The sequence below is a fragment of the Yersinia sp. 1252 StPb PI genome (assembly GCF_048593885.1).
In the GTDB taxonomy this organism is placed as follows: Bacteria; Pseudomonadota; Gammaproteobacteria; order Enterobacterales; family Enterobacteriaceae; genus Yersinia; species Yersinia enterocolitica_E.
Genome location: NZ_JAZGQE010000011.1, coordinates 17,911 through 36,761 on the forward strand (window position 1 = coordinate 17,911; position 18,851 = coordinate 36,761).

The following is an 18,851-nucleotide window of genomic DNA, read 5'->3' on the forward strand; positions in this document are numbered from 1 at the left end:
CGTTAATATATTGAATTATAACGGATAGCAAGACGATGTTCCGTGCGGTTTTGGTCGCGAAAATGGCCACTGGCGCGGAGATAGTTTGTAGCGAAACCAAGGTTCGAGTATACTACTTTCCCGTCTTGGTTCTTCCATCGTCTTTAAACCTAAACTCTCAGGTTCAGCATGACAACTAATTATATTTTTGTGACCGGCGGGGTCGTATCCTCTCTGGGTAAAGGCATTGCCGCAGCCTCTCTGGCGGCTATACTTGAAGCCCGTGGCCTCAACGTTACCATCATGAAACTGGACCCGTACATCAACGTGGATCCGGGCACCATGAGCCCGACTCAACACGGGGAAGTTTTCGTCACCGAAGATGGTGCTGAAACCGATCTGGATTTAGGGCATTACGAGCGTTTCATTCGCACCAAAATGACCCGTCGTAACAACTTCACCACTGGCCGTATCTATTCTGAAGTTCTGCGTAAAGAACGCCGTGGCGACTATCTGGGTGCGACTATCCAGGTTATCCCTCATATTACCAATGCTATCAAAGAGCGCATCATCGAAGGCGGCGAAGGCCACGATGTGGTTTTGGTTGAAATTGGTGGCACCGTGGGCGATATCGAATCCTTGCCATTCCTGGAAGCTATTCGCCAGATGGCAGTTGATGTTGGCCGCGAGCACACGCTTTATATGCATCTGACGTTGGTTCCTTACCTGGCGGCTGCCGGTGAAGTGAAAACTAAGCCAACGCAACATTCGGTAAAAGAGCTGCTTTCCATTGGTATTCAGCCAGATGTGCTAATTTGCCGTTCTGATCGCGCAGTTCCTGCTAATGAACGGGCCAAAATTGCCTTGTTCTGTAATGTGCCAGAAAAAGCGGTTATCTCCCTAAAAGATGTTGATTCCATTTATAAAATCCCAGGGCTATTGAAATCACAGGGCCTTGACGATTATATTTGTAAACGATTCAGCTTAACTTGTCCTGAAGCAAATCTTGCTGAATGGGAACAGGTATTATACGAAGAGTCGAATCCAGGTGGCGAAGTGACCATCGGGATGATCGGTAAATACGTAGAATTGCCGGATGCTTATAAATCTGTGATTGAAGCGCTCAAACACGGTGGGCTGAAAAATCGCCTGACGGTGAACATCAAGCTGATTGATTCGCAAGATGTTGAGACACGCGGCGAAGAGATGCTGAAAGGACTGGATGCTATTCTGATCCCAGGTGGCTTTGGTTACCGTGGTGTGGAAGGCAAGGTTCTGGCAGCGCGTTATGCCCGTGAACACAATATTCCTTATCTGGGTATTTGCCTGGGTATGCAAGTTGCACTGATGGAGTTTGCCCGCAACGTAGCGGGGATGGAAAACGCAAACTCCACCGAATTTGTGCCAGACTGTAAGTATCCGGTGGTTGCATTAATCACCGAATGGCGTGATGAAGACGGCAACGTTGAAGTACGCACGGAAGAGAGCGATTTGGGCGGTACCATGCGGGTGGGTGGGCAACAATGTCACCTGACCGAAGGTAGCCTGGTACGTCAGATGTATGGCGAACCTACCATCGTTGAGCGCCATCGTCATCGCTATGAAGTAAACAACATGTTGTTGAAGCAGATTGAAGCCGCCGGGTTACGTGTAGCAGGGCGTTCTGCGGATAACAAACTGGTGGAAATTATTGAGTTACCAAACCACCCGTGGTTTGTAGCTTGTCAGTTCCATCCAGAATTTACTTCGACGCCACGTGATGGTCACCCGTTGTTCGCCGGCTTTGTTAAAGCGGCTGGTGATTATCAGAAGCGCCAGGTGAAATAAAATATTTGGTAGAAGGGGCGGCAGCGATGTCGCCCCCTCTGTCTGGAGTTTTAGTTTAACTTGTACTGAGGAAAATCTAATGTCCAAAATCGTTAAAGTCATCGGTCGCGAAATCATCGACTCCCGTGGTAACCCAACTGTAGAAGCTGAAGTTCATCTGGAAGGCGGTTTTGTTGGTTTGGCTGCGGCACCATCAGGTGCTTCTACCGGTTCCCGTGAAGCACTGGAACTGCGTGACGGTGACAAATCCCGTTTCCTGGGCAAAGGCGTTCTGAAAGCCGTTGCAGCAGTAAATGGCCCAATTGCTCAGGCAGTTATGGGTAAAGATGCTAAAGACCAGGCTAACATCGATAAAATCATGATCGATCTGGATGGTACTGAGAACAAATCCCAGTTTGGTGCTAACGCCATCCTGGCTGTTTCTCTGGCAGCAGCGAAAGCAGCAGCAGCGTCTAAAGGCATGCCTTTGTACGAGCACATTGCTGAACTGAACGGCACCCCAGGCAAATTCTCTATGCCACTGCCTATGATGAACATCATCAACGGCGGCGAACATGCTGATAACAACGTTGATATTCAAGAGTTTATGATTCAGCCAGTAGGCGCGAAAACTCTGAAAGAAGCGGTTCGCATCGGTTCAGAAGTGTTCCATACTTTGGCTAAAGTTCTGAAGTCTAAAGGCATGAGCACTGCGGTAGGCGACGAAGGCGGTTATGCACCAAATCTGGGTTCTAACGCCGAAGCACTGGCTGTTATCGCTGAAGCGGTAAAACAAGCAGGCTACGTGTTGGGCAAAGACGTTACTCTGGCTATGGACTGTGCGGCATCTGAGTTCTACAAAGATGGCAAATATGTTTTGGCTGGCGAAGGCAACAAAGCGTTCACTTCTGAAGAGTTCACTCACTTCCTGGAAGACCTGACCAAACAGTACCCAATCGTCTCCATCGAAGATGGCTTGGACGAATCTGACTGGGCTGGCTTCAAATACCAGACTGAAGTTTTGGGTGACAAAATCCAGCTGGTTGGTGACGACCTGTTTGTAACCAACACCAAGATCCTGAAAGAAGGTATCGAGAAAGGTGTTGCTAACTCTATCTTGATCAAATTCAACCAGATCGGTTCTCTGACCGAAACTCTGGCTGCTATCAAGATGGCGAAAGATGCAGGTTACACCGCGGTTATCTCTCACCGTTCAGGCGAAACCGAAGATGCTACCATTGCCGACCTGGCAGTAGGTACCGCAGCAGGCCAAATCAAAACTGGTTCAATGAGCCGTTCTGACCGTGTTGCTAAATACAACCAGCTTATTCGGATTGAGGAAGCGCTGGGCGACCGCGCACCATTCAACGGTCTGAAAGAAGTGAAAGGCCAGTAATTACTGCGCTTTACCTTCAGTAAAACAGTTTGTTGATAAAGCCCGCCTTAATAGGCGGGTTTTTTTATGGGATATGGCGGGGCAAGCTTCGGTAATATGCGGATCGTGAGCTGTCATTGTTACAAATTAGCCTGTTATTACCACTTACTTACCTCTGCGGGATTAATCTGAATCTCACCCGCCCCACACATCGGCTTCACATCTCTTACACCGCTGCCGTGCAGATAATTCATCACCCGTTATCATTAATGTGTACCCGAATGATTCGACAATAATGCATAAAGGAAGATAACGGATGAAACTGAAATACTTAATGTTGCCAGCGATGCTTTTTACCAGCAGTGTGCTGGCTGCGGGCGTTACTGTGACCATGAACGAAGCACTCCCTGAAGGTAATGGTAAAGCTCTGGGCACGGTGACAGTGACTGAAACACCTTATGGTTTACTGTTCACGCCCAATTTGACCGGGCTGGTGGCGGGGATTCATGGATTCCATCTGCATGAATTCCCAAGTTGTGCACCAGGGCAGAAAGACGGCAAACCCGTGCCAGCCCTTGCCGCTGGCGGCCATTTGGACCCACAAAAAACGGCCGTACACCTTGGCCCTTATAATGACAAAGGGCATCTGGGGGATTTGCCGGGGCTGGTAGTGAATGCTGATGGCAGTGCGACTTATCAGGTATTGGCTCCGCGGCTGAAATCACTCTCTGAACTGAAGCAGCATGCCTTGATGATTCATGCCGGTGGTGACAACTATGCCGATCATCCAATGCCGTTAGGCGGTGGCGGTGCGCGCATGGCTTGTGGTGTGATTGAGTAATACTCTGATACAGACAAACTGGCAGCATAAGCGTTGCCAGTTTGGTCACAGTCAGAGAATCTGCGATAATCGCCGATTGGCTTGAATGAATATAGAGAAACTGATGCTGTACCCGATTAATGAGATGTTCCAAACCTTGCAAGGCGAGGGTTACTTCACCGGTGTACCGGCGATCTTTGTGCGTTTGCAGGGCTGCCCGGTAGGTTGTAGCTGGTGCGATACCAAACACACTTGGGAAAAGGAAGCCGATCGGGAAGTTGATATGCAGCGTATTATGGTGAAAACTGCCGAAAGTGATGCCTGGGGGGAAGCCTGCGCACAACAGCTACTGGAAATTTTCTCTCAGCAGGGATATACCGCTCGCCATGTTGTTATCACTGGCGGAGAACCCGCTATTTACGACTTATTCCCCTTAACCTCATTGTTGGAGCAGGCCGGTTATAGCTGTCAGATTGAAACCAGCGGCACGCATGATGTGCGGTGTTCAGCGACGACCTGGGTGACGGTTTCGCCAAAAGTAAATATGCGCGGTGGCCTGAAAGTATTGCCTCAGGCATTGCAACGCGCCGATGAAATCAAACATCCGGTTGGCCGCATGCGTGATATCGAGGCATTAGAGGCACTGCTTGCCACGCTGGATGACGACAAAAAGCGGATTATTGCGTTACAACCCATCAGCCAGAAAGACGACGCTACTAAGCTCTGTATCGAAACTTGTATTGCCAAGAATTGGCGGTTGTCGATGCAGACGCATAAGTATTTAAATATCGCTTAATCCCCTTCGTCCTTGCCGCCGCAGCGGTGTTGCGGCGCTCATTACTCGGCCCATCCATGGGCCTCGCCTCTGTGAGGCCGCTGCAAGCAGCGTTCAAATCTGCTCCCGACAGATTTGTCACCCAAATCACTTACTCATGTAAGCTCATTGGGATTATGAGCCTTATAAGAGGCTCACCCTGCGGGCCAGCGCAAGCGCTGCAACATCAATGACTTTGGGTATCGATTTGTTAGTCGCGATTTATTATCCGCGATAAACGCAGCCCGCAGAACAGGTCTCTTTCACCATTACTGCGCTCAGTTCTGGTAACTGCGGTTTAAGCTGTTGCCAAATCCAACTGGCCAGTACTTCACTGGTCGGGTTTTCCAAACCGGGAATATCATTCAGATAGTAGTGATCCAGTCGTTCCCAAATAGGTTTAAATGCCGCTTTTAGATCAGCAAAATCCATCACCCAGCCGGAGTGAGCATCGACTTCACCGGTAACCTCGATACGGACCATAAATGAATGACCGTGCAAACGGCCACACTTATGACCTTCCGCAACATGGGGCAGCCGGTGAGCGGCTTCAAATTGAAAATCTTTAAATAGGGTGGTGCTCATAGTCCTGACCTTATTGACTCAAAAAACCGCCGCATAGTACCGGAAAGCACCTCTGCTGGCTATGAAAGCGCACAACGGGGAGCGCTTCCTGGCCCCTGGCAAACCGGCCTTTTACCCGTAGCTTACTGATTTATATGTAGACGTGGCAAATTAATAGCTTGATATGGGTTAGTGAAAATTTTCTTAATAAGTTGAACACTTTAACTCATATCCATTACCTGAAAAACTGCTTAGTCGTTTTGGTTATTTATTATTTCTATCGCTTCTTTAATTGTTATTATCGGGATGGTTAACCTTACAAACATTAAGAAATATGTGCTGAAAATAGATCGACTGACACTGGCTAAAGCTTAAGGGAATGCGTACTGCAATGACGACTCAGGTTCCTCCTACTTCTTTACTTCCGCTATCGCCGGAGCAGTTAGCCCGCTTACAGGCGGCGGTTGGTGAGTTTTCCCCAACCCAAATGGCATGGTTGTCCGGTTATTTCTGGGGCATGGTTAATCAACAGCCAGGTGTGGCTGCAACCCCAGCGGCAGTGGCTCCGCCAGCGCTGACGATTACCCTTATCTCTGCCTCTCAGACCGGTAATGCACGCCGCTTGGCGGAACAGCTACGTGATGACCTTCTGGCGGCTAAATTTAATGTCAATTTGGTCAATGCGGGTGATTATAAGTTTAAGCAAATTGCACAAGAACGCCTATTAATTGTCGTTGCCTCCACTCAGGGCGAAGGTGAACCCGCGGAAGAAGCGGTTGCATTGCACAAATACTTATTCTCTAAAAAAGCGCCTAAGTTGCCGGAAACCGCCTTTGCTGTGTTTGGATTAGGGGACACCTCTTACGAGCACTTTTGCCAGGCAGGTAAAGATTTCGACAGTAAATTGGCGGAACTTGGTGCTCAGCGCTTATTGGATCGTGTCGATGCGGATGTGGAATATCAGGAATCGGCACAGCAGTGGCGTCAGCAGATCGTTGCAGTGTTACAGGCTCGGGTGCCGGCACAATCGGCAACTGCGGCGGCGGTAACTCAAAGTGGTGTCGTGGATGAAATCACATCCAGCCCATACAGCAAAACGGCACCACTGACCGCGCAATTATCGGTACAGCAGAAAGTGATAGGCCGTAACTCCGAAAAAGATGTCCGCCACATTGAAATAGATTTAGCCGATTCAGGTCTGCGTTACCAACCCGGTGATGCACTGGGGGTCTGGTTTGATAATGACCCGGCCCTGGTAGACGAGCTGCTCGCTCTGTTGTGGCTTAAAGGTGACGAACAGGTCAGTGTCGACGGGCAGAATCTGCCACTGGCACAGGCATTGCGCAGCCATTTTGAACTGACACAAAATACGACGCTGATCGTTGATAAGTATGCGGCACTTTCCCGTGATGAGAAGCTGATTGCGCTGCTGGCAGATAAACCGGCGCTGCAACAATATGCCAAAAATACCCCGATCGTTGATATGGTTAGACAGGCTCCGTCTGATCTCAATGCTGATCAGCTGATTGCGCTGTTACGGCCACTGACGCCGCGCTTGTACTCCATTGCTTCCTCACAGGCTGAGACTGAAAACGAAGTACATATCACTGTGGGTGTGGTGCGCTATGACATTGATGGGCGGCCACGTACCGGAGGGGCGTCAGGGTATTTGGCTGATCGGCTGGAAGTGGAGGGTGATATTCGAGTCTTTATCGAACATAACGATAACTTCCGCCTGCCTGCTAACCCGGAAACGCCAGTTATCATGATTGGTCCCGGTACCGGTATTGCACCTTTCCGCGCCTTTATGCAACAGCGTGAGGCCGATGGTGCGAGTGGCAAGAATTGGTTGTTCTTTGGCAACCCTCATTTCACCGAGGATTTCCTCTATCAGGTTGAATGGCAGCGCTATGTTAAAGACGGCTTGCTGACCCGCATTGATCTGGCTTGGTCGCGCGATCAGGCCCATAAAATATACGTACAAGACAAACTGCGCGCACAGGGCGCAGAACTGTGGAACTGGATACAACAAGGTGCCCACATTTACGTCTGTGGCGATGCTAACCGCATGGCCAAAGACGTTGAGCAGGTTTTACTGGACGTGGTGGCTCTGCACGGTGCAATGGATACCGAGCAGGCTGATGAATATTTAAGTGAGCTGCGCCTGGCGCGCCGTTATCAGCGGGATGTGTACTGATGAATGAAAAACACCCAGGGCCATTAGTCGTTACTGGAAAACTGTCTGATGGCGAACGTATGAAGTCGGAAAGCAATTTCCTGCGTGGGACCATTGCCAAAGACTTGAATGACGGTCTAACGGGTGGTTTCAATGGCGACAACTTCCTGTTAATCCGCTTCCACGGTATGTACCAGCAGGATGACCGTGATATCCGCGCCGAACGCGCCGAGCAGAAGCTGGAACCACGTCATGCCATGATGCTACGTTGCCGCTTGCCAGGGGGGATTATTACCCCACAGCAATGGTTGGGAATTGATAAGTTTGCGGCGGATAACACCTTATACGGCAGCATCCGTATCACCAATCGCCAGACATTCCAGTTCCATGGCATTCTGAAAGGTAATGTTAAACCGGCCCATCAGTTGCTTAATCAATTGGGGCTGGATGCGTTGGCGACGGCAAACGATGTAAACCGTAATGTACTGTGTACGTCGAACCCGGTGGAATCGGTGCTACATCAGGAAGCCTACGAATGGGCGAAAAAGATTTCTGAGCATTTGCTGCCACGTACTCGCGCTTATGCCGAAATTTGGTTGGATGCGGAAAAAGTGGCGACCACCGATGAGGAGCCGATTCTCGGCGCGACCTATTTACCGCGTAAATTTAAAACTACAGTTGTTATTCCTCCGCAAAATGATGTGGATCTACACGCCAACGATCTCAACTTTGTGGCTGTCGCCGATAAAGGCAAACTGATTGGCTTTAACGTGTTGGTAGGCGGTGGGCTATCCATTGCTCATGGTGATAAGAATACCTATCCCCGTAAAGCGAGTGAATTTGGCTACATTCCGCTACAGCACACGCTGGCTATCGCTGAAGCGGTTGTTACCACGCAGCGGGATTGGGGCAATCGTACCGATCGCAAAAATGCTAAAACCAAATATACGCTGGAGCGAGTAGGGGTAGAAACCTTCAAAGCGGAAGTTGAAAAGCGCGCAGGCGTCAGTTTCGGCGCTATTAAGCCTTATCAATTTACTGGTCGTGGCGATCGTATTGGCTGGGTGAAAGGCATTGATAAAAAATGGCATTTAACCCTGTTTATCGAAAATGGCCGTTTGCTAGATTATCCTGGCCGTAGCCTGAAAACCGGTGTGGCAGAAATTGCTAAAATCCATCAGGGTGATTTCCGCTTAACTGCGAATCAGAACCTGATTGTGGCAGGGGTGCCGGAAAAAGATAAAGCCCGTATTGAGGCGCTGGCCCGTGAGCATGGCTTGATGGATGACAGTGTCAGCCCGCAGCGTGAGAACTCCATGGCGTGTGTTTCATTCCCAACCTGCCCATTGGCTATGGCCGAAGCTGAACGCTTCCTGCCAGAGTTTGTTACCCGTATTGAAGGTATTTTGCAGCAACACGGTTTGCCCAATGAACATATTGTGATGCGAGTTACCGGCTGCCCGAACGGCTGTGGCCGGGCTTTACTGGCAGAAGTAGGGCTGGTGGGTAAAGCCGTTGGTCGTTATAACCTGCATCTGGGTGGCAACCGGGAAGGCACTCGGATACCGCGGATGTATCGTGAAAACATCACCGAAGATGAAATTCTGGCAATTACCGATCAGTTGGTTGGGCGCTGGGCAAAAGAGCGCCATGCTGATGAAGGTTTCGGTGACTTTGTGATTCGCGTTGGTGTGATTGCTCCAGTGATTGATTCAGCCCGTGATTTTTATGACGTACAGGAGGCGGTGTGAGCCAATTTAACTTGAGTGAACTTAATGCCCTGCCGAAAGCAGAACAAGCGGCGGCACTGGCACTGGTTAACGGTCAACTTGAGCATTTAACCGCGCAAGAGCGGGTGAGCTGGGCATTGGAAAATCTACCGGGCGAGTTTGTACTTTCTTCCAGCTTTGGTATTCAGGCCGCCGTTTGTTTGCATCTTGTTACGCGGCAACGTTCTGATATTCCAGTAATTCTTACTGATACCGGTTACCTATTCCCAGAAACTTATCAGTTTATTGATGACTTGACCGAGAAGCTTCAACTTAACTTACAGGTATTTCGTGCCCCTCATAGCCCGGCTTGGCAGGAAGCCCGTTACGGTAAATTGTGGCAGCAAGGAGTCGAGGGTATTGAACGTTACAATGACCTGAACAAAGTGGAACCTATGAATCGGGCGTTGGAAACGCTGGGGGCTCAAACGTGGTTTGCTGGTCTTCGCCGTGAACAATCAGGCAGCCGGGCACAGCTACCGGTGTTAGCCATTCAGCGCGGCGTTTTCAAATTGCTACCGATTATCGATTGGGATAATCGGCAGATTTATCAATATCTGACCCAAAATGGCCTGAGCTATCACCCTCTTTGGGAACAGGGTTACTTATCGGTCGGGGATACTCACACTACCCGTAAATGGGAACCGGGAATGAGCGAAGAGGAAACTCGCTTCTTTGGGTTGAAACGCGAATGCGGCCTGCATGAAGGTTGAAGCTAATATCAACGCTATTTATAGCCCTGTGAGTGTTACAGCTCAGTGAATGAAGAGTGGACCATCCCCGATGGGCGTTCCGGCGACTGATGCGTAACGCCTACACCCAACCGCACGTTCTCCCTTTATTTGAATTTGTCTGTGGTCTGAGGGCGCTGCCTGCGCCCTTATTTTCATTATCTATTAGCTGATGATTCTCTCACGTGCCAATTCAGCCAGAAATTGGCTACGGTTCTTATAACCCCGGTGTGTGGCGATAAACTTATCAATGGCGGTCAGCAGATTTTGCGACATGGTCAGATTGAATTTGACCGCCTTACTTTCATATTTGGCCGGATCAATCTCAACAAACCCCAAAATCCCCGCTTCTTCTTTTAACCGGGGATCCCCAATGTAACGCTGTGGATCTTTCGGGGGCGTGGGTAATGGAAAACCTTCATCCATCAGTGCTTCAATATGAACAGCAAAGGCTTCTTCGGCATTTTTACTGATATCGGCAAAGGTATTGCCAGCAAAGAAACAACCGTCAAGATCGGGAAAATATCCATCGAATCCTTCAGTAGTACTGAAAATAAAAATAGGGTAGATCATGGTTAACTCCCTAAGCGTTTATACCCGTCATCATTCAAACCCTATGTGTGGAGGCGGTTCCCAGTGGGTGACTTCACACCTTCCTGCAATCGCTTTATTAATTCGCCACTCTCCATGTGATCTCCTGGTGAGTCGCTGGTGGGCATTATACCCACCAGCGAGATTGAGTCAATTAATTATGGGTGCTATACCCACCAGGAGTTATACGTGAAAAGCACGAAAAAGGGCGATCATAATGATCACCCTGACGTTGAATTAGTTGGTTTTTATCTGTATTTTGCGCGAAGTTACGCAAAGCCAATATTATTTTTTATCAGCAGCGAGCGCTTGTATCAGGGGCAACAATATTTTCACACTATCGTGTGAACGTTTACTGATACGACCCGGTAAGTACTTATCCAGATAATTTAAGTTATCTAGCTGGCTTTGATGACGGGTTATACCTTGAGGAAAGTGGCTACTGATGGCCCGTTGCTGACAACCCTCTTTGTTACCCAGGCTGTAGTTGCTTGCTTCGACAGATAACACCGGTAATCCGGCGTTATAGAAGATATTTTTATCCGCCCTACAGGGGGAGCTAATCTGGTTTTTAACTGTGGCGGCAGTAATGCCATACCGACGTGCCAACGCAAGTGCCTGATCCCTTGCCGCAATGGCTGTGGGCTGGTTACTGGCATTAAAATAGAGCCGGTCACCGGTTATCAGACTATCTAAGTTGATCACCAGCAGTGTGTTGGCTTTCTCCGTTTTACTCATTCGTTGCAGATAGTTCTCGGCACCTTGTGCACCTATCTCCTCGGCGCTGAGTGCCACAAAACGCAAATCATAGCGCAATGGTGTGTCTTTCAGATGTTCAGCCAGTTCCAGCATAACGCCGACCCCTGCCGCATTGTCATCGACCCCTTGTAGCGTCAGCCCACCCAGATTCTTATCTAAATCTTTATCACTTTGCGGTGTGTAGGTATCAAAGTGCGCCATGATAATTATCTGTTTCTGGTCATCCGCTTTGCCAGTCGCCTGCTTTTTATCGAGAGTTGTTATGTTGCGAGCGGCAATCACCGAGGTGGCAGTCAGTGTGTGCCAGCTTGGTTTACCGTTTTTACTGGTATACAGATAGCGGGTATTAAAACCCCGCAGGTTGCTTTGATAACCCATTTGCTGAAAACGGTGGTTGATATACTCAGCAGCCAGTAATTCTGCCGGGCTACCCGCCATACGGCCGGGAAAGTAGGTGCTGATATGGCGGATTTGTTGTTCAGCGATTCGACCAACGGCCTGAGTCGTAGCGGCATGCAACGGTAAGACGGTACTGAAACACAGGGTGAATAGTGCCCACTTTAGGCGACGGCGGGAAAACATACCGAAATATCCTTGTTATAGTCTGGGCCATGCCTCGCAGCATGGACAATACAACTCTTTCCGGTGCTTAGTATGAAACTGTCTACACCAATAGACAATTTGTATACTTCCTAAAGTGTAGAAATTTTATGTCAGTAAGTAAGAAAATCGCCCTGAGTGCGAATTGGCTAACTTAGCTGCAAGCCATGCTGTTACGCCTATATATCATTATGGAACTTGTAATTACTTTTCGTCATTTCATAAGGCCATGCCCCCCCCCTATAGTCACCCTACGCTTTATCATGTAATTGAAGGACGTTGTGGACTATCTACCTCTATTTGCCGACTTGAAACAGCGCCCAGTATTGGTTGTTGGCGGCGGCGAAGTCGCTGCGCGAAAAATTGATTTACTCCACCGCGCGGGTGCACAGGTGAGGGTAGTGGCACAGGCTCTTTCATCTGAACTGGAACAACAGCATCAGGATGGCCGCATTAACTGGCTTGCAAAGGTTTTCTTGCCGGAACAGTTGGATGATGTTTTTTTGGTGATTGCCGCCACCAACGATACCGTGCTGAATGCCGCTGTTTTTACCGCTGCGGATCAGCGACATCTTTTGGCTAACGTGGTTGATGACCAACCCCGCTGCTCGTTTATCTTCCCGTCGATTGTCGATCGCTCCCCTCTGGTGGTGGCTATCTCCTCTGCCGGTCAAGCTCCGGTGCTGGCGCGTTTACTGCGTGAGAAGTTAGAGGCTCTGCTACCTGCCAGCCTGAGTGATATGGCAGCCGTTGCCGGGCGCTGGCGTGGTCGGGTTAAACAGCATATCGCCTCGATGGGAGAGCGCCGTCGCTTTTGGGAAAATGCGTTTAGTGGCCGCTTTGCGAGTCTGATTAGCCGTGGTCAGTTAGCACAAGCCGAAGAGGAATTACAACGGGAGCTGGAGGGGCAGCGCAGCACTCAGGGTGAGGTTGCTTTGGTGGGGGCGGGGCCTGGTTGTCCAGGTTTGCTGACATTACGTGGCCTGCAAGTGATTCAGCAGGCTGATGTGGTGTTATATGACCATTTAGTCAGCCCGGAAGTGTTGGATCTGGTACGGCGTGACGCTGAACGTATCTGTGTCGGCAAACGGGCGGGAGCACACTCGGTAGCACAGGAAGAAACCAATCAATTACTTGTCTCGCTGGCGCAGCAGGGGAAACGGGTAGTGCGGCTGAAAGGCGGTGATCCGTTTATCTTTGGCCGTGGTGGTGAAGAGCTGCAAATGGTGGCGCGTGCGGGCATCGCGTTTCAGGTGGTGCCGGGAGTGACGGCGGCAAGTGGGGCGACAGCCTATGCGGGTATCCCCCTGACGCATCGTGACTATGCTCAGAGCGTGACCTTTATTACCGGGCATTGCCGCGCCGATGGCGATGATTTGGATTGGCCGGCACTGGCTCGAGGCCGCCAAACTTTGGCGATTTATATGGGAACAGTGAAAGCCGCCGAGATTAGCCGTCAGCTCATAGCCCATGGTCGGGCAAGCACCACCCCTGTAGCGGTAATTGGCCGGGGAACCCGTGCTGACCAACAAGTTTTGACGGGCACACTGGCCCAACTGGAATCATTAGCACATCAGGCGCCGACCCCAGCACTGCTGGTTATCGGTGAAGTGGTGGATTTACATCACCAAATCGCCTGGTTTGGGCAACAACCACAGACTGAACAGGCTATCAGCCCGTCAGTCGTGAATTTGGCATAAAGGATCTGTTATGGACGAAAAACGACTCACTCATTTGCGGCAATTGGAGGCGGAGAGTATCCATATCATCCGTGAAGTGGCCGCTGAATTCGGTAATCCGGTGATGCTCTATTCTATCGGTAAGGATTCCTCTGTGATGCTGCATTTGGCGCGCAAGGCCTTCTTCCCCGGTAATTTGCCATTCCCGTTATTGCATGTGGATACCGGTTGGAAATTCCGCGAAATGTATGAATTTCGCGACCGTACCGCTAAAGCATTTGGCTGCGAGCTACTGGTCCACCGCAACCCGGAAGGGGTAGCGATGGGCATTAACCCGTTTGTTCACGGCAGCGCCAAACACACCGATATCATGAAAACCGAAGGCTTGAAGCAAGCGCTGAACAAATATGGTTTTGATGCTGCATTTGGTGGCGCACGGCGTGACGAAGAGAAATCCCGCGCCAAAGAGCGTATTTATTCGTTCCGTGACCGCTTCCATCGCTGGGATCCAAAAAATCAGCGCCCGGAACTGTGGCACAACTACAACGGCCAAATTAACAAAGGCGAAAGTATCCGCGTGTTCCCGCTGTCCAACTGGACTGAGCTGGATATTTGGCAATATATCTTCTTGGAAAAAATCGACATTGTTCCACTGTATCTGGCAAAGCCTCGCCCGGTGGTTGAGCGTGATGGCATGTTACTGATGGTGGATGACGACCGAATTGATTTACAACCGGGTGAGGTCATTACTCAGAAGATGGTGCGTTTTCGCACCTTGGGCTGCTGGCCATTGACTGGCGCGGTAGAGTCCGAGGCTGAAACTTTACCGGCCATCATCGAAGAGATGCTTATCTCTACCACCAGTGAGCGTCAGGGGCGAATGATCGACCGTGACCAATCCGGCTCGATGGAGCTTAAAAAGCGTCAGGGATATTTCTGAGGAGCGCCCAATGAGCACGAAATTACAAGATCAGCCCGTTGTCGATGAGCTGTCAGTTTCAGAGAACAAATCGATGATTTTACAAAATACCTCTATCGCCCAGCAGATTGCCAACGAGGGTGGAGTAGAAGCTTACCTGCATGCCCAACAGCATAAAACGATGTTGCGTTTTCTGACCTGTGGCAGTGTGGATGACGGTAAGAGCACCCTGATTGGGCGTTTACTGCATGATACTCGCCAAATCTATGAAGATCAGTTATCAACGCTGCACACTGACAGTAAACGTATTGGCACTCAGGGTGAAAAATTGGATTTGGCGTTATTGGTTGATGGCTTGCAGGCCGAGCGTGAGCAGGGCATCACCATTGATGTGGCTTATCGCTATTTCTCAACCGAGAAACGCAAATTTATCATCGCGGATACACCGGGGCATGAGCAATATACCCGCAATATGGCGACCGGGGCTTCTACCTGCGATCTGGCGATTTTGTTGATCGATGCCCGCAAAGGGGTATTGGATCAAACTCGCCGTCACAGCTTTATCGCTACATTGCTGGGGATCCGCCATTTGGTAGTGGCGGTGAATAAGATGGATTTGGTGGAATATCAGGAAAGCGTCTTCGAACAATTTAAAGAAGATTACCTGAGTTTTGCCGAGCAATTACCCACGGATCTCGACATCAAGTTTGTCCCTCTATCTGCGCTGGATGGCGATAATGTGGCATCACCGAGCGAGAAAATGAATTGGTATTCCGGCCCGACACTCCTGGAAGTGCTGGAAAGTGTTGATGTGGTCAATGCCAGCCGGCAGCAGCCGCTGCGCTTCCCGGTGCAGTATGTTAACCGGCCAAACCTGGATTTTCGTGGTTATTCTGGCACCTTGTCTGCCGGTGTGGTGCGCGTTGGGCAGAGAGTAAAAGTGCTGCCGTCCGGTATGGAATCAAGTGTGGCGCGCATTGTTACTTTTGATGGTGACTTGGAGCAAGCCATCCCCGGCGAAGCCATAACCTTGGTGCTGACTGATGAAGTGGATATCAGCCGTGGCGATTTATTGGTTGATGCCAGTGAGACCTTAACAGCGGCGCAAAATGCGCTGGTGGATGTGGTGTGGATGGCGGAACAGCCGTTAGTGGCTGGACAAAGTTATGACATCAAAGTAGCGGGGAAAAAGACCCGTGCGCGGGTGGAAAATATTCAATATCAGGTGGAAATCAACTCATTGACCCAGCGGGTAGTTGACAGCCTGCCGCTTAATGGCATTGGTTTGGTTGAACTGGCATTTGATGAACCGCTGGTGCTCGACAGCTATCAACGCAATCGGGATACCGGTGGCATGATCTTTATTGATCGGCTGACTAATGTCACTGTTGGTGCAGGGTTAATTCGCGAAACGCTGGCGTCGGTTTATCAGGAAAATACTGAATTCAGTACGTTTGAGTTAGAACTGAATGCTTTGGTTCGCCGCCATTTCCCACACTGGGGCGCGCGTGATCTGTTAGGGGGTAAATAACTTGTACGCCGATCCGTTGAAAACGCATGATGTTAATGAATCGGGCGCTCTGCCGGCTGATGAGAATATCATCTGGCATCCCCATGCGGTGACCCGAGAGGATCGGGAGCAACAGCATGGGCACCAAGGGGTGGTGCTGTGGTTTACCGGTTTATCTGGCTCAGGGAAATCTACCCTTGCCGGTGCGCTGGAACAGGCACTGTTTGCTCGCGGTGTTAGCACTTACTTACTGGATGGCGACAATGTGCGCCATGGTTTATGCCGTGATTTGGGTTTTTCTGATACTGACCGGCGCGAGAATATTCGTCGCGTCGGGGAGGTGGCCAAACTGATGGTAGATGCCGGGTTGGTGGTGCTGACGGCGTTTATCTCACCTCATCGGGCTGAGCGGGAAATGGTGCGCAATATGTTGGCATCAGGCCAGTTTATTGAGGTATTTGTCGATACACCGTTGGCTATTTGTGAGGCCCGTGACCCTAAAGGTTTGTACAAAAAAGCCCGTGCTGGCGAGCTGAAAAATTTTACTGGCATTGACTCTATTTATGAATCACCCGAACACGCTGATATTCATTTGCCGGGTGAACAATTAGTAACAAATTTGATTGAACAATTGTTAGACGTACTGCGTGGTCGAGCTATTATCAAATCCTAAATGATACCCTTTGTACTTGAAGCTACAGGGCCGTTAGCTGCACGCATTCACCCGAATCACTTGACTGTGTAAGCGCATCGGGATGTATTAGCTTGCTGCCTACCTGTAACGCTAATTACGCTGGGTATCTATACTAATGGCTACCGGCAAAACGCCCTTAGAGCGTGCTGGTAAACTGTGCCCACAGGATTGCTATGCAGAATATCACCCAAATTATTATCGACGAACAGCGGGAAAGGGAGGAGCCGTCATACTCCTTTCTCGGTGGTGTTACAGGCTTTGTTTTCTATTGGCTGGCGTTTGCGATACCTTTCTTTGTCTATGGTCCCAATACCGTCTTCTTCCTGCTGTACACTTGGCCGTTCTTTCTGGCGCTGATGCCGGTTTCAGTGTTGGTAGGTATTGCTTTGAGTGTGTTATCGCGCGGTAATCTCTTATTTACCATTGGTGGGAGTGGTATTGCCGTATTGTGTTTATTCTGGATGCTGTTTTCATTTCTTACTGGTTGGTGAGCAAATCGGCGGGCTATTCGGTTTCACCCGATAATAACCCGCTTCAATTTGTAACATCTTCAATGGGTAACCGTTTACCCTTGCGCTGAAAGCACCTTACTGAGAAATGCCTGAGTTCGCGGGTTAGTCGGGGCGGTAAAGATTTTTTCCGGTTGCCCCTCTTCCTGTATCACCCCTTGATCAATAAACAACACCCGGTCGGCAACATCTCGGGCAAAGCCCATTTCATGAGTCACTACCACCATGGTCATCCCTTCCAGTGCTAATGCTTTCATCACCGCCAGCACTTCACCGACTAACTCCGGGTCCAGCGCTGAAGTCGGTTCGTCAAACAACATGATTTTAGGTTCCATTGCCAAGGCTCGGGCAATGGCGACGCGTTGCTGTTGACCGCCAGAAAGACTGCTGGGATAGGCATCAATCTTATCGAGCAATCCCACCTTGCGTAACAACAATTCAGCCCGTTCTATGGCTTGCGCTCGTGGCAGCTTTTTAACATCCATAGGTGCCATGGTTAGGTTTTCCAACACCGTCATATGAGGGAATAGATTAAAACGTTGGAACACCATGCCGACACTTTCGCGCATCCGGTTGAGATCGGTTTTCGGGTTATGGATCTCAAAACCATTAACGGTTATTTCCCCCCCGGATAACGTCTCCAACGCATTAATACAGCGCAAAAAGGTGCTTTTACCCGAACCGGATGGGCCAATGATGCAAACCACTTCTTTTGGCTGAATGTCGCAAGAAATGCCACGCAACACATGGGTTTCGCCAAATTGTTTTTGTAGGTTATGTACGTGAATCACTTTTACCGAACCTCTTTTCCATATGCCGCACTAATAGCGAAAGTAAGAATGTGATAACCCAATAAACCAGTGAGATGGTCAGGTAGGGTTCCCAATAAGTCGCATAGGCACCAGAAACAGTGCGAGCAGCATAGGCTAAGTCAGCCAGGCCAATCGCAGAGGCCAGCGATGAATCTTTTACGATAGCGATGGCATTGTTACCCAGTGGCGGTAACATCCGGCGGAAAGCCTGAGGCAGAATGACCTTGCGCATCGTTTTGCCGTAGCTCATTCCCAATGAGCGCGAGGCTTCCATCTGGCCGCGATCAATTGACTGAATACCCGCACGGAAAATCTCAGAAACATAAGCACCCGCGTTCAGCGTGATAGCCACGACGCAGGATAAAAAAGCACCGTAATCTGAGCGCAGCATTCTGGCAAAATCAGAAGACATAATGCCATTGGTGACCAGAATGCCATCCCGTGGGTTAATAAACAGTGGCACCAGCGCGAAATGCACCACCATTATTTGCACAAATAAGGGTGTGCCACGAATAGCACTAATATAGATGCGCACTGGCCATTGAACGAAATAGTACAATACTGGCTTCCAGATACCGTGAGGCGCTTGCGCCAGACGGCCCAGACCGAGGGTTAACCCCCAGGTTGTGCCCAAAATCACACAGATAATGGTGCACTTAATTGTCATCCAGGCACCGTCCATAAACAGTGGGGCGTATTCCTGAATGATTTCCCAACGAAATCCTGACATAGGGTGATCCGGTC

17 protein-coding genes are annotated in these 18,851 nt (G+C 49.8%); 12 read left to right on the forward strand and 5 right to left on the reverse strand.

What is annotated here, in order from left to right:
- Positions 1 to 168: 168 nt before the first annotated feature.
- The 4 genes from pyrG to queE all read left to right on the forward strand — a co-directional run bounded on the left by pyrG (position 169) and on the right by queE (position 4,776).
- Entirely contained in the window at positions 169 to 1,806 is a 1,638-nt protein-coding gene (gene pyrG, locus V2A85_RS03220; protein ID WP_004701112.1) for a glutamine hydrolyzing CTP synthase, read from the forward strand.
- Between the two features lie 79 nt (positions 1,807 to 1,885).
- A complete protein-coding gene (gene eno / locus V2A85_RS03225) occupies positions 1,886 to 3,181 on the forward strand; it encodes a phosphopyruvate hydratase (protein WP_050086475.1) in 1,296 nt (431 codons plus the stop codon).
- Positions 3,182 to 3,476: 295 nt separating this feature from the next.
- Positions 3,477 to 4,001, forward strand: a complete 525-nt coding sequence (sodC, locus tag V2A85_RS03230) for a superoxide dismutase [Cu-Zn] SodC (protein WP_372558052.1) — start codon at positions 3,477 to 3,479, stop codon at positions 3,999 to 4,001.
- A gap of 103 nt (positions 4,002 to 4,104) precedes the next feature.
- On the forward strand, positions 4,105 to 4,776 hold the full coding sequence (queE, locus tag V2A85_RS03235) for a 7-carboxy-7-deazaguanine synthase QueE (protein WP_372558053.1): 672 nt from the start codon (positions 4,105 to 4,107) through the stop codon (positions 4,774 to 4,776).
- A gap of 243 nt (positions 4,777 to 5,019) precedes the next feature.
- On the opposite strand, the gene queD is transcribed toward queE, so the two are convergent.
- Positions 5,020 to 5,379, reverse strand: coding sequence for a 6-carboxytetrahydropterin synthase QueD (gene queD, locus V2A85_RS03240; protein ID WP_372558054.1), 360 nt, complete (start codon positions 5,377 to 5,379; stop codon positions 5,020 to 5,022).
- A 370-nt stretch (positions 5,380 to 5,749) separates the two neighbouring features.
- Here queD and cysJ point away from each other — a divergent pair, with 370 nt between their 5' ends.
- Genes cysJ through V2A85_RS03255 form a run of 3 tightly spaced genes read left to right on the forward strand, consistent with a single transcriptional unit; the run spans position 5,750 to position 10,016 of the window.
- A complete protein-coding gene (gene cysJ, locus V2A85_RS03245; RefSeq protein WP_420070882.1) occupies positions 5,750 to 7,555 on the forward strand; it encodes an NADPH-dependent assimilatory sulfite reductase flavoprotein subunit in 1,806 nt (601 codons plus the stop codon).
- A complete protein-coding gene (cysI, locus tag V2A85_RS03250; RefSeq protein WP_372558055.1) occupies positions 7,555 to 9,285 on the forward strand; it encodes an assimilatory sulfite reductase (NADPH) hemoprotein subunit in 1,731 nt (576 codons plus the stop codon). Before cysJ ends, cysI begins: the two co-directional genes overlap by 1 nt.
- Positions 9,282 to 10,016, forward strand: a complete 735-nt coding sequence (locus tag V2A85_RS03255; RefSeq protein ID WP_420070878.1) for a phosphoadenylyl-sulfate reductase — start codon at positions 9,282 to 9,284, stop codon at positions 10,014 to 10,016. Before cysI ends, V2A85_RS03255 begins: the two co-directional genes overlap by 4 nt.
- A gap of 183 nt (positions 10,017 to 10,199) precedes the next feature.
- Here the strand turns inward: V2A85_RS03255 and V2A85_RS03260 are convergent, their stop codons facing one another.
- Entirely contained in the window at positions 10,200 to 10,607 is a 408-nt protein-coding gene (locus V2A85_RS03260) for a type II toxin-antitoxin system HicB family antitoxin (RefSeq protein WP_372558057.1), read from the reverse strand.
- Positions 10,608 to 10,910: 303 nt separating this feature from the next.
- Positions 10,911 to 11,966, reverse strand: a complete 1,056-nt coding sequence (locus tag V2A85_RS03265) for an aminopeptidase (RefSeq protein WP_372558058.1) — start codon at positions 11,964 to 11,966, stop codon at positions 10,911 to 10,913.
- Between the two features lie 299 nt (positions 11,967 to 12,265).
- Between V2A85_RS03265 and cysG the strand changes: the two genes are divergently transcribed.
- From cysG to V2A85_RS03290, 5 genes are all read left to right on the forward strand, one after another.
- The gene (cysG, locus tag V2A85_RS03270) at positions 12,266 to 13,684 is read left to right on the forward strand and encodes a siroheme synthase CysG (RefSeq protein ID WP_372558059.1); all 1,419 of its coding nucleotides are present in this window, start codon (positions 12,266 to 12,268) and stop codon (positions 13,682 to 13,684) included.
- A gap of 10 nt (positions 13,685 to 13,694) precedes the next feature.
- Positions 13,695 to 14,603 carry a sulfate adenylyltransferase subunit CysD gene (cysD, locus tag V2A85_RS03275; protein ID WP_004706274.1) on the forward strand — a complete coding sequence of 303 codons (909 nt, stop codon included), beginning with the start codon at positions 13,695 to 13,697 and terminating at the stop codon, positions 14,601 to 14,603.
- 10 nt (positions 14,604 to 14,613) lie between these two features.
- Positions 14,614 to 16,113, forward strand: a complete 1,500-nt coding sequence (gene cysN / locus V2A85_RS03280; protein WP_420070879.1) for a sulfate adenylyltransferase subunit CysN — start codon at positions 14,614 to 14,616, stop codon at positions 16,111 to 16,113.
- A gap of 1 nt (position 16,114) precedes the next feature.
- A complete protein-coding gene (gene cysC / locus V2A85_RS03285) occupies positions 16,115 to 16,765 on the forward strand; it encodes an adenylyl-sulfate kinase (protein ID WP_372558061.1) in 651 nt (216 codons plus the stop codon).
- Positions 16,766 to 16,959: 194 nt separating this feature from the next.
- The gene (locus tag V2A85_RS03290) at positions 16,960 to 17,277 is read left to right on the forward strand and encodes a DUF3561 family protein (protein ID WP_083160403.1); all 318 of its coding nucleotides are present in this window, start codon (positions 16,960 to 16,962) and stop codon (positions 17,275 to 17,277) included.
- Between the two features lie 74 nt (positions 17,278 to 17,351).
- Here V2A85_RS03290 and V2A85_RS03295 read toward each other — a convergent pair whose 3' ends face one another.
- Both V2A85_RS03295 and V2A85_RS03300 read right to left on the reverse strand, forming a co-directional pair.
- On the reverse strand, positions 17,352 to 18,086 hold the full coding sequence (locus tag V2A85_RS03295; protein ID WP_372558062.1) for an amino acid ABC transporter ATP-binding protein: 735 nt from the start codon (positions 18,084 to 18,086) through the stop codon (positions 17,352 to 17,354).
- A complete protein-coding gene (locus V2A85_RS03300; protein WP_005181636.1) occupies positions 18,070 to 18,837 on the reverse strand; it encodes an amino acid ABC transporter permease in 768 nt (255 codons plus the stop codon). The genes V2A85_RS03295 and V2A85_RS03300 overlap by 17 nt, the downstream gene beginning before the upstream one ends.
- Positions 18,838 to 18,851: the final 14 nt, after the last annotated feature.